This is a genomic window from Polaromonas potterensis, from assembly GCF_033446725.1.
Taxonomy (GTDB): domain Bacteria; phylum Pseudomonadota; class Gammaproteobacteria; order Burkholderiales; family Burkholderiaceae_C; genus Polaromonas.
Genome location: NZ_JAWQLX010000003.1, coordinates 476,328 through 489,696, shown reverse-complemented (window position 1 = coordinate 489,696; position 13,369 = coordinate 476,328). Strand labels below are relative to the sequence as shown.

Below are 13,369 nucleotides of genomic sequence, written 5' to 3'. Positions count from 1 at the left end.
CTCGTTGCTGCCTCAGTGCAGCGAGATGGGGGTGTGTGCCAGCTCGGCGTAACCTTCGAGCGTGTCTTCGATTTCTTCCTGGGTAGGCGTGTTTTGCTGCCAGGCCGTGACCCGCTGCTGGAACATTTCTGCCCAGGAGCCATCGAGGTAAACCTCTTTGCCCGAGCGTTTGTCCACAATTTCAAAGCCGTTGCGGGCCAGTTGCGGAACGGTGGGCTTGGGCGCGGATTCTTCGGGCGCATTGGCGTGAATCTGCACCACCACAAAAGAGTCGGAGTCGTAGAGCATTTGCATAGATGTTTTGTCCTTGTCCATCAGATAACAACGACTGAGCCCAATTCAAGGGGGACAAGGAAAACGTGAGATGCAAAAATAATCACTGAAAAGGGGTTTGCACAGGTCTGTGCTTCTCGCCAGCCGCTACGCTGGGCTATCCCCGCAAGCGGGGCCCCTCGCTACGCGTCTTAGGGCTGCTCCGCGACCCGCAACTGCTGGTCGATAAAGTCGCCGTTGTGCTGGGTGATGCGGCTGCGCACCGGCAGCCAGGCCAGGGACGGTGCGAGCCAGACTTCGACAGTCTGGTCGTAGTCGCGCTGGGGCTTGCGAGTGAGTTTGACGGCGGTCATTTCCCCGGCGGGCAGCTTGAGTGTTTCTTCGGCCTGTACCTCAAAGGTCCAGGTATCGGCATTGGTCGGGCCCACCGTGTACAGCGACACGCTGCTGCCGGCGGGGTAGCTGCGCGGGTCGCCGGCCAGCAGGCTGGCCAGCTGCACAAACACACTGACGCGATCTTGCGCGCCCTTGGCCCAGGGCGCGTCGGGGGTGTTGGCGCTGAAGCTGATCTTGCCCTGGTCGGGGGCAAAATGCGCCGCGCGTTCGCTGCGCGACTTGTCCAGGAAACGCGTGGGCGCCAGGCCGTCGGCCGTGATGCGGCCGCTGCTGCTCATGGAGCGTGAACCCAGAAACAAGGCACTGACCAGCATCCTGGCCTCGTAAGTCTGGCCGTCCTGCAGCCAGTCCAATTCGGCCGAGGCGTTGTAGTCCATGTTTTTGGCGCGGCCGGTCATGGTGTATTTGAGGCGCACCGAGCCGGGGATGGTCAGCGCGGTGGCCACGGCCATGGGCTCGGCGGTTGCGGGTGGCGCGGGCGTCGGCTCTGCGGCGGCCACGGTAGCGGCTTCGGACGCCGCCTGTGTGTTGCCGGGATCCGGCGTCGCTATGGATTCAGTAGCTGCTTGCGTATATGTATCAATGGCTGGGGCCTTGTTTGGTTGTGATTTGGGGGCGCTGCGGCGAGCGATGGGTGGGCGCATCGGCGCGGCGGCGGCCACAACGGGCGCCGGCTTGATGTCAATCGTGCGGGTGATGAAGGGGCGCTGGTTTTTGCCCGGGTCGGCGGCCATGCCCCATTGCGATGGCGCGGCTTGCAGGATCAGGACATGGACCAGCACCACAATGGCTGTCAGCACGATCAGGCGGCGCGGCGGCAGCGCCGTACCGGTGTTCATGGGGCGGCGTAGCCCAGGTCGCTGCTGAGCTGGCGCGCCGCCTGCACCAGCGGCTTGGCCACGGCGCCGTCCCAGGCGGTATCGAAGGTGGCGACCGAGCCCATGGACACGATGCCCAGGGCGAGGTGGCCGTCGGCGTCAAACACCGGGGCGCAAAAGCCGGCCACACCCGGCAGCAAGGTGTCGACCACGCGGGCCAGGCCGCGGCGCCGCACCTCGTCCAGCAGGGCGGTGACTTCGGTCATGGTGGTGGGCACATCCTTGCGCGCCAGTTTGTGCGTGCGGGCCAACTCGTCCTTGAGCAGGGGGGACAAACGGTCCTGCAGGTGGTGGCTGTTTTTCGTGTGGCTGTCGCCGCGCTGGCCCGGCGGCAGGGCCATGAACGCCGAAAAACACAGGCCGGTGGCCGAAGACAGCAGGGGCATCACATCGCCCAGGCGCAAATTGACGGTCACGGCCTGCGGCGACTCTTCCCAATGCACGATGGTTGGACCCTGGTTGCCCCACACGGCCAGCGCCAGGGTCTGGCCGATCTGCTCCATCAGCGGCCCCATGCGCTGGCGCGCCAGTTTCACGCTGTCCAGCCGCGACAGCGAGGCCAGGCCCAGCTTCAGGGCAGCCGGGCCCAGGTCATACCGCGTGGTGCCCGCGTCTTGGGTCACCAGCTCCAGGCGCTGGAAACTGACCAGGTAGCGGTGGGCCTTGGCCGCGCTCATGCCGGCCGCCGAGGCCAGGTCGCGCAACATCAGCGGCCCGGGCGAGGCGCCCAAGACCTGCAGCAAACTGAAGCCGACTTCCACCGACTGGATGCCGGCGCGCTGGGCGGGCGAGCTGTCAGGCGGGGAGTCGTCTTCTGGAGATGTTTTGCGCTCTGTCATGGAATTCGACTAAAATTTAAAATTACATTTAGGTAAACTGATTTCACTTATCGTAACTCCAGTGCGGGGTCGCGGCCAGTCGGCGCAATGTGTGGTCAGCCTGATCCATCCGCCCTCTAACCAGAAAGAAACTGATGAAACTCGCGACATACAAAGACGGTTCACGTGACGGCCAACTGGTGGTTGTCTCGCGCGACCTGACGACGGCTCATTATGCGACGGGCATTGCGAGCAAATTGCAGCAGGTGCTGGACGACTGGAACTTCCTGGCGCCGCAATTGCAAGACCTGTCCGACACCCTGAACAACGGCAAGGCCCGCCACGCCTTTCCTTTTGACCCGGCGCAATGTATGGCGCCGCTGCCACGTGCCTACCAGTGGGCCGACGGTTCGGCCTACATCAATCACGTGGAGCTGGTGCGCAAAGCGCGTGACTCCGAGGTGCCCAGCAGCTTCTACAGCGACCCGCTGATGTACCAGGGCGGCAGCGACGACTTCATTGGCCCCTGTGACGACGTGGTCTGCCCCAGCGAGGACTACGGCATCGACTTTGAAGCCGAGGTGGCGGTCATCACTGGCGACGTGTCCATGAGCAGCACACCGGCACAGGCGCTGGAAGGCATACGCCTGGTGATGCTGGCCAACGACGTGAGCCTGCGCAACCTGATCCCCGGCGAGCTGGCCAAGGGTTTCGGCTTTTTCCAGAGCAAGCCGGCCACGGCCTTCAGCCCGGTCGCCGTGACGCTGGACGAACTCGGCGCGGCCTGGGACAAGGGCCGTCTCAACCTGACCATGCAAAGCACCTGGAACGGCCGCAAGGTCGGCATGTGTGACGCCGGCCCCGAGATGACGTTTCACTTCGGCCAGCTGATCGCCCATATCTGCAAAACCCGCAATGTGCGTGCCGGCTCCATCGTCGGCTCCGGCACGGTCAGCAACAAGGGCGTTGAGGTCAAGGGCAAGACCGAATGGCCCAAGGGTTACAGCTGTATCGCCGAAAAACGCGCGATCGAAACCATCCAGGACGGCAAACCTTCCACAGCCTTCATGAAATACGGCGACACCATACGGATTGAAATGAAGGGCCTGGATGGCGGGCCGCTGTTTGGCGCGATTAATCAGCAGATCGTGGAAGCCGTCCCGGCCGAATAAAACAGGCCAGCGGGGCCGGGGCTTCAGGCGGCGTAGACCGCCGCTAGATCCCGAAAGCCCTTGATCTCCAGCGGGTTGCCAAAGGGGTCGCAGAAAAACATGGTCCACTGCTCGCCCGGCTGGCCTTCAAAACGCACTTGCGGTGCGAACAGGAAGTCGGTCTTGGCGGCCAGCAGGCGCTCGGCCATGGCCTGCCAGTCCGGCAGCGCCAGGACCAGCCCGAAATGCGGCATGGGCACCAGGATGTCGCCGACATGGCCGGTGCGTTCGGTTTTGAAGGGCTGGCCCAGGTGCAGGGACAGCTGGTGGCCCATGAAGTCGAAATCGACCCAGGTGTCCGTGCTGCGTCCCTCGGTGCAACCCAGCACATCGCCGTAAAAACGGCGGGCTTGGTCCAGGTCGGTGACGTTGAAGGCAAAGTGAAACAGGCTTTTCATGCCTCAAGCTTATCAAAGGTCAGCCCGGCAGGGCGATCCCTGATTCCCGCGCGTGCCTGGCCGGGGCATGATGGCCGGCATGAACCCCGACTACAACACTTACACCACCCTTGCCATCACCCGCCGCGGTTCCTTGATGAACGGCCTGGGCTGCGTGCTCGATATCCAGATGAAAGCCGCCAACGGCAAGCTGCCGACCGCCGGCCATGACGGCCACCGCGAACTGGCCCAAATCTGGCGCGACGTGGGCAGCGACGACTCGGTGCGTTGCGCGGTCTTGCGCGGCGAAGGCCTGGGGTTTTCCGGCGGCGGCGACCTGGCCCTGGTGCAGGACATGGCCGACGACTTTGCCACCCGCACCCGGGTCTGGAAGGAAGCGCGCGACCTGGTCTACAACGTGATCAACTGCGACAAGCCGATTGTCAGCGCCCTGCACGGTCCGGCGGTAGGTGCCGGGCTGGTGGCCGGCTTGCTGGCGGACATTTCGATCGCCGCCAAAAGCGCGAAGATTGTGGACGGCCACACGCGCCTGGGTGTGGCCGCCGGTGACCACGCCGCCATCGTCTGGCCGCTGCTGTGTGGCATGGCCAAGGCCAAGTATTACCTGATGCTTTGCGAGCCCATCAGCGGCGAAGAGGCCGAACGGATTGGCCTGGTCTCGCTGGCGGTGAATGACGAGGATCTGCTGCCCAAGGCCTACGAGGTGGCGGACCGCCTGGCCAAGGGCTCGCAAAGCGCCATCAGCTGGACCAAATACGCGCTGAACAACTGGCTGCGCCAGGCCGGGCCGGCGTTTGACGCTTCGCTGGCGCTGGAGTTCATGGGCTTTGCCGGGCCGGATGTGCGCGAAGGTGTGGCCAGCCTGCGCGAGCGCCGTCCGCCCAGTTATGGTCCGAAAGTCTGACTGGTCGCTCCTAAATAAGTAGCTGCTTGCGCCCGTCATATAAGGGTTGCAGGCATTATTTCCTTATAAGCAAGCGCCGTTGGGCTGGCCGTGTTATGAGCGACGGGCTGCCTGCACGCCCGGTGTTGCCTTTGCAAAAACGGGTTGACGTGTTGCTCCGACCCTGCACAATGAGGCCAAGCGTGCGACGCGCCTGAGTTCAGCGCTCGTTCACTGTTGAGGCCGCCTTTTATACCTACCAGGAGACACCATGAGTGACGCAGACAACCCTTCTTTTGCCGGGTTTGGCAAGCTGGTCCCCGGGTTTGATTTTTTGCAAAACCTGGCCAAACAGGCTGCCGGCAGCGCCGCGCAAAACATCCCGCAGCTGCCCAATCTGGGCAACTGGGTCGCGCCCACGCTGAATGTCGAAGAACTGGACAAACGTATCGAAGAACTCAAGGCCGTGCAGTTCTGGCTGGACCAGAACGCCATGGCGCTGAAAGCCACCATCCAGGCGCTGGAAGTGCAGAAGATGACCCTGGCCACGCTCAAGGGCATGAACTTCAACATGGGTGACGTCGCCAATGCCTTCAAGCTCAAGGTCGCCGACACGGTGGCTGGCAGCGTGCAAAAGGTTGCCGACAAAGCCAAGTCCTTCTCGGGCCTGGAGACCCCGGCCCCCGACGCCGAGCCGGGCAAGGCCAAAACCAAAGCTGGCAAAGCCGACGCAGCGGCCCCTGGGGTGGTGGACCCGATGCAGTGGTGGGGCGCGCTGACGCAGCAGTTCCAGAACATCGCGACCACGGCCATGCAGGACGCGGCCAAAAAAACCGCCATGAGCGCCACCAAAAACATGGCCACCGGCCTGGCGAAAGACGCCGTAAAAGGCGCGACCGGCATGGCCAAGGACATGGCCAGAGGCATGGCCGATTCGGCGGGCAAAACCATGGCCCAGGGCGCACGTTCGGCCATGAACACCGCGCTGCGCGGCGCGCAGGCCTGGCCTGCACCGGCTGCGTCCACCACGACCCGAGCCAAAGCCAAACCCAAAACCGCAGCGCGTAAAACCGCGCGCAAGACGGCGCCTAAAACGGCGCGCTGATTTTCCTCTCGGGACTCCATGAAACTTTTCCCCTACGGCCACGCCACCCATCCGCAATGGCGCATGGCGGCTGGTCTCGTGCTGGCCCAGCTGCGTGCCCACATGGCCTTGCCGGCGTATGCGAGTGCGCCCACCTTGGGTTTGCTTTACATCACCGACCACTACGCCGCGCAGGCGCAGGAGATCCTGGATTTTCTGGGCGGCGAGTTGCCCGAGATCACGGACTGGGCCGGCACGGTGGGCATAGGCATCGCGTCCAACAACGTTGAATATTTCGACGAACCGGCGCTGGCGGTGATGTTGTGCGGCCTGCCCAGCGACCAGTACCGCGTCTTTTCCGGTGTCTCGCCTTTGCCGCCGGCCAGCGCCACCCATTTCAAGGCGTATACCGCGCTGGTGCATGCCGACGCCAGCACGCCCGATGTGGCCGAGCTGATAGACGAGATGGCCCAGCGCACCGGCAGTGGTTATGTGTTTGGCGGGCTGGCGTCCAGCCGCAGCAACGCGGTGCAGTTCGCACTCAGCGGCAACGGCAATGTCAAGGGGCAGGGCGCTGCCGGCGGGGTCTTCAGCGGCGGCCTGAGCGGTGTGGCGTTTGCCCAAGGCGCGGCCTTGATGTCGCGTGTGACCCAGGGCTGCCAGCCGATTTCCGGCGAACATGACATCACCGCCTGCGACGCCAATGTGGTCACGGCGCTGGACGGCGAGAGCGCGCTGGACGTGATGCTGGCCGACCTCGGCGTCTCGCTGGACAAGCCGCGTGATGCGCTGGAGAAGGTACGCACCACCCTGGTCGGCCTGCGCAGCGCCGACGCCGCCTTGCAAGACGGCCGCGTGCAGCGGCCCGGCCAGTTTGGCGCCGACGTGGTGGTGCGCCACATCATCGGCCTGGACCCGGCGCGCAGCGGCATCGCGATTGCCGACGTGCCCAGCCTGGGCATGAAGCTGGCTTTTTGCGAACGCAACGCCGAGGCGGCGCGCGCCGACCTGGTGCGTGTCTGTGCCGAAATCCGCGAAGAGCTGGAGCCCGAAGAAGTCAGCCTCGACGTCGCCAGCGCCCTCAGCGGTTTACACGCCGACGCAGCGCCGCACCCGGCCCGGCGTATCGCCGGCGCGATATATGTCAGTTGCTCGGGGCGTGGCGGACCACACTTCGGTGCGTCCAGCGCCGAGCTGCAGATTGTGCGGCGTGCGCTGGGCGATGTGCCGCTGGTGGGTTTTTTTGCCGGCGGCGAGATTGCCCGCCACCAGCTTTATGGTTACACCGGCGTCTTGACGGTGTTCACCACGGGCGCCTGAGAACGGCCAGCAGCCCCCGGCGAGCGTTTGGGCACAGCGCCCTGGAACGCAAAATCAAGCTCGGGCCTGCGGCCGCTCACGATATCGGCCAGCGCCTTGCCCGAACCGCAGGCGTGTGTCCAGCCCAGGGTGCCGTGGCCGGTATTCAGGAACAGGTTGCTGATGCGACTCTGGCCAATCAAGGGCACATTGCTTGGCGTGGCCGGACGCAGGCCGCTCCAGAATTGCGCGCGGTTCACATCGGCTGCGCCGGGGAAAAGTTGCTGCACGCGCCGCACAATCGCCTGGCAGCGGGCCGCATTGAGCTGGCGGTCGTAGCCGTTGAACTCGGCGGTGCCGGCAATACGCAGCCGGTCTTCGGCCTCACCGTCGCTGCCCGGCGTGGTGTAGCGGCTGAACACCAGCTTGAACTCGTCGTCGGTCAATGACACCTGGTAAGCGCGTGTGGGTTCTATCACCGGCAAGGTGACCGAATAACCCTTGGCCGGATAAATCGGTAACTTCAGGCCCAGGGGCTCGGCCAGCGCCGCGCTGAAACTGCCGGCCGCCAGCACATAACTGTCGGCGGTCAGTTGCAGGTAGCGGCCTTGTGGATCGGTGGCCTCCACCGCGGTGATCTGGTTACCGGTCTTGAGCAGGCGCGTGATGTGGTGGCCCATCAAAAAGCGCACGCCACGCGCCTCGCAGAGTTTGGCCAGGGCTAACGTGAATTTGCGGGCGTCGCCCGATTCGTCCTCGGCGGTGTAGGTGGCGCCTGCGAGTTGGCCGCGCAGGGTGGCCAGCGCGGGCTCTATCGCCACCGCTTCGTCGGCCGAGATCACCCGGCGCTCACAGCCCAGCTCGCGCATCTGGCGCGAAGGCTCCAGCGCGCCTTCGAACTCCTGCTGCGAGGTGTAGAAATGCAAAATGCCTTGCGTGCGCTGGTCGTAGTCTATGCCGGTGTCTCGCCGCAGCTGCTGCAGCATGTCCCGGCTGTAGCTGCCGAGCTGGACGATCTGGCGGATGTTGTGGCGCGTGCGGGCAGGTGTGCATTCGCGCAGGAATTGCAGGCCCCAGGCCCATTGCCGGGTATCGGCCCGCAAGCGGAACAGCAGCGGTGCATCTTCCTTGCCCAGCCATTTGAGCACCTTGAACGGGGCGCTGGGGTTGGCCCAGGGTTCGGCGTGGCTGACCGAAATTTGCCCGCCGTTGGCGTGGCTGGTTTCCGCCGCCGGCGAGGTTTGCCGGTCAATGACGGTGACCTCATGGCCGAGTTGGGACAAATACCAGGCCGAGCTGACGCCGAGCAGGCCGCTGCCGAGAACAATAACGCGCATATTGAGAACCTTTTAGACAGTGGGTCCAAGCAGAATGGGCGTATCTAGCTATCAAATGGATAGCGTGTTGACGCCGACAACGGGTGTCGTTCTGTTGGTTGCCGCTCCCCCTGTCCTTGGTACCTGAGAGATTCACGCCGCAGCGGGCGCTGCGGGTTTGCTCCTTCGGTGCGATGCATCAAGGTGATGCAAAGGCTCTCCAGACGGCTATTTTCAGCATGCAGTACGGGACCTGAGCGTGTATGGGAGTTTGCGCCTTCGGTGGGACGCCTGGGGCGTCCACTCTCCTGCATGAGAGCCCGATTCTCACCGAAGCCGGGCCGGCTTGTCAAAATGTTTAACGCCGCAAGGCCGTAAATGCCTCGAACTCCCAGCTGCGCATGGCCAGCAGCAAGGTGTAGCCTTCGCGGTCCTTGTCGGCCAGTTTCTGGTCGGCCTGGTGTTGCTGCGCAAAGTCCTGTGCCACGCGTTGCATACGTTCCAGAAACGAAGGTGCCAGGCCGCGGCTGATGGCGCCGTGCACCAGCAGCAGACCTTCACCGCTGCCGTCGAAGCCGCCGGAAAAATAGTCCAGCAAGGCGTTGTCGCGAAAATAATCCATCACCGGGCCATGCGGCCGCCAGCGAAAAGTTTTGGCGAGTTTGAGCCGGTAACGGTTCAGGGCCTTGAGTTCGATGATGCCGATGCGGTCGAGTTGCGCGAAATATTTGATGCATTCCGTCTCTGTAAGGCGGTAGCTGCCCGTGATCTGCTCCAACGTCCATTGCGACAACACACAAATGGCGGTCAGCAGCAGCTTCTTGTCGGCCACCACGGCTTTTTCCTGCGCTTCGGTGAGTTCCGCCAGCAAGGGTTGGCTATCGGCCACCCGCCGCGCAAGATCAGCAAAGTCCAGTTTCAGGGCGCGGCAAATCGCGTCCACACGCGACAGCGGCATGTCACCCCGGGACAACATCCGTTTGACGCTGGACTCGGCCATGCCGAGTGCGCGCGCCAGATCGGCATACGTCATCTGGGCGGATTTGAGCTCCTTTTTCAAGGCAGTCACCAGGTCAGCGCTTGTGCTCATCAGAACTCCTTGGTATCGATGGTCGATACTTTAAGTCCTCTGACGTGGTCTTGTATCGATAACGAAGTGCAGAGGGCGTTGGTGAGAGCAGACTGCGCCCACACCTTGAAAGGGCTGCGCATGACATTGATCTTCGAAAAACCAAGGATCCAGGGAACCGGAAAAATCAGGGCAGAATCCGGGGCACTGACCTGCCAACCGGGCAGGCCATCCAGGCAGCCGCAAGAGCTTGCCGCGCAAGCACTGAAAAGAGGAGTCCGTCATGAGTGTTGATCCCGCCGCACCGGTGCCCCCCCCGTCTGCCAACGAACACCCGAACCAGTTCGCGCTGCTCAAGCAGCGCCGTTTTGCCCCGTTTTTCTGGACCCAGTTTTCCGGCGCCGCCAACGACAACCTGTTCAAGTTCGCTTTCACCGTGATGGTGACCTACCAGTTGCAAGTCAGCTGGCTGCCGCCCGCGATGGCGGGGCTGGTGATCGGTGCGCTGTTCATCCTGCCCTTTCTGCTGTTTTCGGCCACCAGCGGGCAACTGGCCGACAAGTACGAAAAACGCACGTTGATTGTTTTTGTGAAGCGCTTGGAGATGCTGATCATGGCGCTGGCGGCCTGGGGCTTTTTCAGCGCCGACGTGACTATCCTGCTGGGCTGCACCTTCCTCATGGGCCTGCATTCCACCTTGTTCGGGCCGGTCAAGTTCGCCTATTTGCCGCAACACCTGGGCGAGCGCGAACTCATGGGCGGCAACGGCATGGTGGAGATGGGCACCTTTGTGGCCATTTTGCTGGGCAATGTCGCCGGCGGCCTGATCATCGCCGTGCCCGAAATCGGCGCCCACCATGTGGGTTTCAGCTGTGTCGGCCTGGCCCTGTTGGGCCGTGCGGTCGCGCACTATATTCCGGTGTCACCGGCGACCGATCCGGGGCTCAAGATCAACTGGAACCCGTTCACCGAGACCGTGCGCAATCTCCGGCTCGCCCACGAGAACATCGTGGTTTTCCGCTCCCTGCTGGGCATCAGCTGGATGTGGTTTTTCGGCGCGGTGTTCCTGAGCCAGTTCCCGAGTTTTGCCAAGGAAGTGTTGCATGGCAACGAGCAGGTCGCGTCCTTGTTGCTGGTGGTGTTTTCCATTGGTATCGGCACCGGCTCGCTGCTGTGCGAAATGCTGAGCCGTCGCCACGTGGAAGTCGGCCTGGTGCCGCTGGGGGCCATTGGCATGAGTGTGTTTGCGGTGGACCTGTATTTTGCGTCGCGCGGCCTGCCGCCCGCAGCCACGGCGCTGAGCCTGACGGAATTTCTCGCCGCGTCGGCGCATTGGCGCGTGCTCGCCGACCTGACCTTGTTGTCGCTGTTCGCCGGTCTGTACAGCGTGCCCATGTACGCGCTGATCCAGCTGCGTGCACAAGCCACGCACCGTGCCCGCATCATCGCGGCCAACAATATTCTCAACGCGCTGTTCATGATCGCCAGCTCGGTGATCGCGGGAGTGTTGCTGCAACTTGGCATGACGATCCCGCAGATATTTTTGCTGGTTGGCCTGGCCAATGCCGTGGTGGCCTTGTACATCTTCCTGCTGGTGCCTGAATACCTGCTGCGGTTTATCGCCTTGTTCGCCTCGCGTTGTGTCTACCGCTTCAAGGTCCGGGGCGAGGACAACATCCCCGTCCAGGGGCCGGCCGTGTTGACCTGCAACCACGTGAGTTTTGTCGACCCGGTGTTGTTGATGGCCGCCAGCCCCCGGCCGATTTATTTTTTGATGGACCACCGCATTTTCAAAATGCCGGTGCTGGGCTGGTTGTTCCGGCTGGCCAAGGCGATTCCGGTGGCGCCGCGCGGCGAAGACCCGGCGGCCTATGACGCTGCGTTTGAAGCGGCGGCCCAGGTGTTGCGCAACGGGGATTTGTTGGCCATCTTCCCGGAGGGCGGCATCACCCGGGACGGCACCTTGCAAGAGTTCAAGGGCGGCATCATGAAAATTCTGGAAAACGCCGAACGGGACGGCCTGACCGTGCCGGTGGTGCCCATGGCGCTGACCAATTTGTGGGGCTCGTTCTTTAGCCGGGTCGAGCAGGGCGGAGCCATGGTGCGGCCCTTCCGGCGCGGCTTGCTGAGCCGGGTGGGCCTGAATGCCGGAGCCGCCATGCCGCCGGCGCAGGTGCAGCCCGAGGCCTTGCGGGCCCGGGTCATGGCCTTGCTCAAGGCCTGAAAAGTATCAAATAAAGGTACGATCAGTTCATTATTGAATCGTTGTATCTCTATTTGCCTTGTTGGCGGCGCGGCCGGGGCACATTGGCAGTACTTCCACTTTTTCAAAGGGTTTTATGTCCATGCGATTCCTCAAGCTGCCCATCGCCAACGGTTTTAACGTTCAAAAGGAAAGTTTCGTGAAAAGGTCATTTGCTGCATTATTGATAGCTGTCTGCGTAACAGTAGCGGGGGCTGGAGCCTCATTTGATGCCAAGGCGCAAAGCGAGGCGTCGGCCTTGAGCGCCGTGTCGGCCGTACCTTTGGCCTCGGTGGTGGCCAGTTCGGCCGCCGGCCAGTTGGCCGCCGTGCCCCTGGCGCTGTCCGCCGCCGGCGCGGTGCTGGTCGTGAAGACGGTGGAGGTGTCGGCGCGCGGCACGGTGTATGTGCTGGAACGGGTGTCCGATGGCGCCAAGGCCAGCGTGGAAATGGTGGGCAAAGGGGTGGGCACGGCCTCGTTGGCAGTGGGTACAGCGGTCACGGTCAGTGCCATCACGGCTGGTGTGGTGCTGTCGGCGGCGGGCCAGGCCATCGCCTTTATTCCCAATGAGCTGGGGCGCGCCTTGCTGCATAACCAGCGCCTGACCAACTAAGTAAGTAAATAAAGGGATGTTGATGAACACATGGATGACCCGGGCGCAGCTTGCCTGCCGCGCCGTCATGCGACGCACCGGCCTGCTGGCTTGGGTGCTGCTGCTGGTGGGTCCGGCCGCACATGCCGGGCGCTCTTGCGAGGAGGCGAAGCCGCCTCAGGCCCAAACCGTGGAACGCAGCCTGAACCTGGCCGCACGCACACTGGCCGCGCTGGATGCCAGCGGCCAGCAAGTGGTGGTGCTGGCGCGCGCCGGGCAGGACTTGAGCAAATACGGCCTGTATTACTCGCATCTGGGTTTTGCCTACAAGCAGCCCCAGCTCACGCCGGATGGAAAAAATGGCCATGTCTGGCGCGTGTTGCACAAGCTCAACCAATGTGGCACGGCGGACTCTGCCGTCTACCGCCAGGGCTTGGGAGAATTTTTCCTGGATGACCTCTGGCGCTTTGAAGCGGCTTGGGTGGTGCCGGCGCGTGAGGTGCAAGAGCGTTTGCTGCCTCTGCTGCTGGATGTTTCGCAGGACGGCCGGGCCTTGAGCCTGAACCACAAGCCCTATAGCGTCGTCAGTTACGCCTGGGGCCGCAAATACCAGCAGTCCAACCAGTGGGCGATCGAAACCCTGGCGCTGGCGATGGAGCCGCAAATCAAATCACGCGAGCAGGCCCAGGCCTGGCTGCAGTTCAAGGCTTACGAGCCCACGCCGCTCCACATCCGGGCGTTGACCCGCTTGGGCGGGCGTGCCACCGCCGCCAATGTGGCCTTCGACGATCATCCCAACGAAAAACGGTTTGCAGACCGCATCGAAACCGTGACCGTGGATTCCGTGTTCCTGTGGATGCAACGTACCGGTCTGGGCGCGGCACCCGTCACTTTGCGCCAACCTTGAAAG

13 protein-coding genes and 1 riboswitch are annotated in these 13,369 nt (G+C 63.2%); of the genes, 7 read left to right on the top strand and 6 right to left on the bottom strand.

All coding sequences use genetic code 11. The features are described 5' to 3' along the window. Positions 1–12: 12 nt before the first annotated feature. The 3 genes from R6254_RS08405 to R6254_RS08395 form a co-directional block, all read right to left on the bottom strand. Positions 13–294 (bottom strand): BTH_I0359 family protein, encoded by a 282-nt coding sequence (locus R6254_RS08405; protein WP_318405957.1) that lies wholly within the window; start codon positions 292–294, stop codon positions 13–15. Between the two features lie 170 nt (positions 295–464). Then, complete coding sequence (locus R6254_RS08400) at positions 465–1,508, bottom strand: DUF3108 domain-containing protein (RefSeq protein WP_318405955.1); 1,044 nt, start codon at positions 1,506–1,508, stop codon at positions 465–467. Next, entirely contained in the window at positions 1,505–2,386 is an 882-nt protein-coding gene (locus R6254_RS08395; protein ID WP_318405954.1) for an IclR family transcriptional regulator, read from the bottom strand. Before R6254_RS08395 ends, R6254_RS08400 begins: the two co-directional genes overlap by 4 nt. Positions 2,387–2,520: 134 nt before the next feature. Here R6254_RS08395 and R6254_RS08390 point away from each other — a divergent pair, with 134 nt between their 5' ends. Further along, positions 2,521–3,537, top strand: coding sequence for a fumarylacetoacetate hydrolase family protein (locus tag R6254_RS08390; protein ID WP_318405953.1), 1,017 nt, complete (start codon positions 2,521–2,523; stop codon positions 3,535–3,537). Between the two features lie 23 nt (positions 3,538–3,560). Here R6254_RS08390 and R6254_RS08385 read toward each other — a convergent pair whose 3' ends face one another. Further along, positions 3,561–3,974: a VOC family protein gene (locus tag R6254_RS08385; RefSeq protein ID WP_318405952.1), complete on the bottom strand. Its 414-nt coding sequence runs from the start codon at positions 3,972–3,974 to the stop codon at positions 3,561–3,563. 79 nt (positions 3,975–4,053) lie between these two features. On the opposite strand from R6254_RS08385, the gene R6254_RS08380 reads away from it, so the two are divergent. The 3 genes from R6254_RS08380 to R6254_RS08370 all read left to right on the top strand — a co-directional run bounded on the left by R6254_RS08380 (position 4,054) and on the right by R6254_RS08370 (position 7,261). Next, positions 4,054–4,878 carry an enoyl-CoA hydratase/isomerase family protein gene (locus R6254_RS08380; RefSeq protein ID WP_318405950.1) on the top strand — a complete coding sequence of 275 codons (825 nt, stop codon included), beginning with the start codon at positions 4,054–4,056 and terminating at the stop codon, positions 4,876–4,878. Between the two features lie 250 nt (positions 4,879–5,128). Then, positions 5,129–5,962 (top strand): PhaM family polyhydroxyalkanoate granule multifunctional regulatory protein, encoded by an 834-nt coding sequence (locus tag R6254_RS08375; protein WP_318405948.1) that lies wholly within the window; start codon positions 5,129–5,131, stop codon positions 5,960–5,962. A gap of 18 nt (positions 5,963–5,980) precedes the next feature. Next, positions 5,981–7,261: an FIST signal transduction protein gene (locus R6254_RS08370; RefSeq protein ID WP_318405946.1), complete on the top strand. Its 1,281-nt coding sequence runs from the start codon at positions 5,981–5,983 to the stop codon at positions 7,259–7,261. Here R6254_RS08370 and R6254_RS08365 read toward each other — a convergent pair. Both R6254_RS08365 and R6254_RS08360 read right to left on the bottom strand, forming a co-directional pair. Then, a complete protein-coding gene (locus R6254_RS08365) occupies positions 7,222–8,577 on the bottom strand; it encodes a D-amino acid dehydrogenase (RefSeq protein ID WP_318405944.1) in 1,356 nt (451 codons plus the stop codon). The genes R6254_RS08370 and R6254_RS08365 overlap by 40 nt on opposite strands. A gap of 211 nt (positions 8,578–8,788) precedes the next feature. Further along, positions 8,789–8,877, bottom strand: a riboswitch (glycine riboswitch). A gap of 37 nt (positions 8,878–8,914) precedes the next feature. Further along, positions 8,915–9,646 (bottom strand): helix-turn-helix domain-containing protein, encoded by a 732-nt coding sequence (locus R6254_RS08360; RefSeq protein ID WP_318405943.1) that lies wholly within the window; start codon positions 9,644–9,646, stop codon positions 8,915–8,917. Positions 9,647–9,908: 262 nt separating this feature from the next. Here R6254_RS08360 and R6254_RS08355 point away from each other — a divergent pair, with 262 nt between their 5' ends. The 3 genes from R6254_RS08355 (at position 9,909) to R6254_RS08345 (ending at position 13,366) form a co-directional block, all read left to right on the top strand. Then, the gene (locus R6254_RS08355; protein ID WP_318405942.1) at positions 9,909–11,849 is read left to right on the top strand and encodes an MFS transporter; all 1,941 of its coding nucleotides are present in this window, start codon (positions 9,909–9,911) and stop codon (positions 11,847–11,849) included. A 178-nt stretch (positions 11,850–12,027) separates the two neighbouring features. Continuing rightward, a complete protein-coding gene (locus tag R6254_RS08350) occupies positions 12,028–12,480 on the top strand; it encodes a hypothetical protein (RefSeq protein WP_318405940.1) in 453 nt (150 codons plus the stop codon). A 22-nt stretch (positions 12,481–12,502) separates the two neighbouring features. After that, positions 12,503–13,366, top strand: coding sequence for a DUF2145 domain-containing protein (locus R6254_RS08345; RefSeq protein ID WP_412103131.1), 864 nt, complete (start codon positions 12,503–12,505; stop codon positions 13,364–13,366). Positions 13,367–13,369 lie beyond the last annotated feature (3 nt).

Coding starts and splice junctions, on each gene's coding strand:
- R6254_RS08345 (WP_412103131.1), top strand. CDS start 12,503: ATGAACACATGGATGACCCGGGCGCAGCTTGCCTGCCGCGCCGTCATG.
- R6254_RS08400 (WP_318405955.1), bottom strand. CDS start 1,508: ATGAACACCGGTACGGCGCTGCCGCCGCGCCGCCTGATCGTGCTGACA.
- R6254_RS08365 (WP_318405944.1), bottom strand. CDS start 8,577: ATGCGCGTTATTGTTCTCGGCAGCGGCCTGCTCGGCGTCAGCTCGGCC.
- R6254_RS08355 (WP_318405942.1), top strand. CDS start 9,909: ATGAGTGTTGATCCCGCCGCACCGGTGCCCCCCCCGTCTGCCAACGAA.
- R6254_RS08385 (WP_318405952.1), bottom strand. CDS start 3,974: ATGAAAAGCCTGTTTCACTTTGCCTTCAACGTCACCGACCTGGACCAA.
- R6254_RS08375 (WP_318405948.1), top strand. CDS start 5,129: ATGAGTGACGCAGACAACCCTTCTTTTGCCGGGTTTGGCAAGCTGGTC.
- R6254_RS08370 (WP_318405946.1), top strand. CDS start 5,981: ATGAAACTTTTCCCCTACGGCCACGCCACCCATCCGCAATGGCGCATG.
- R6254_RS08390 (WP_318405953.1), top strand. CDS start 2,521: ATGAAACTCGCGACATACAAAGACGGTTCACGTGACGGCCAACTGGTG.
- R6254_RS08360 (WP_318405943.1), bottom strand. CDS start 9,646: ATGAGCACAAGCGCTGACCTGGTGACTGCCTTGAAAAAGGAGCTCAAA.
- R6254_RS08380 (WP_318405950.1), top strand. CDS start 4,054: ATGAACCCCGACTACAACACTTACACCACCCTTGCCATCACCCGCCGC.
- R6254_RS08405 (WP_318405957.1), bottom strand. CDS start 294: ATGCAAATGCTCTACGACTCCGACTCTTTTGTGGTGGTGCAGATTCAC.
- R6254_RS08395 (WP_318405954.1), bottom strand. CDS start 2,386: ATGACAGAGCGCAAAACATCTCCAGAAGACGACTCCCCGCCTGACAGC.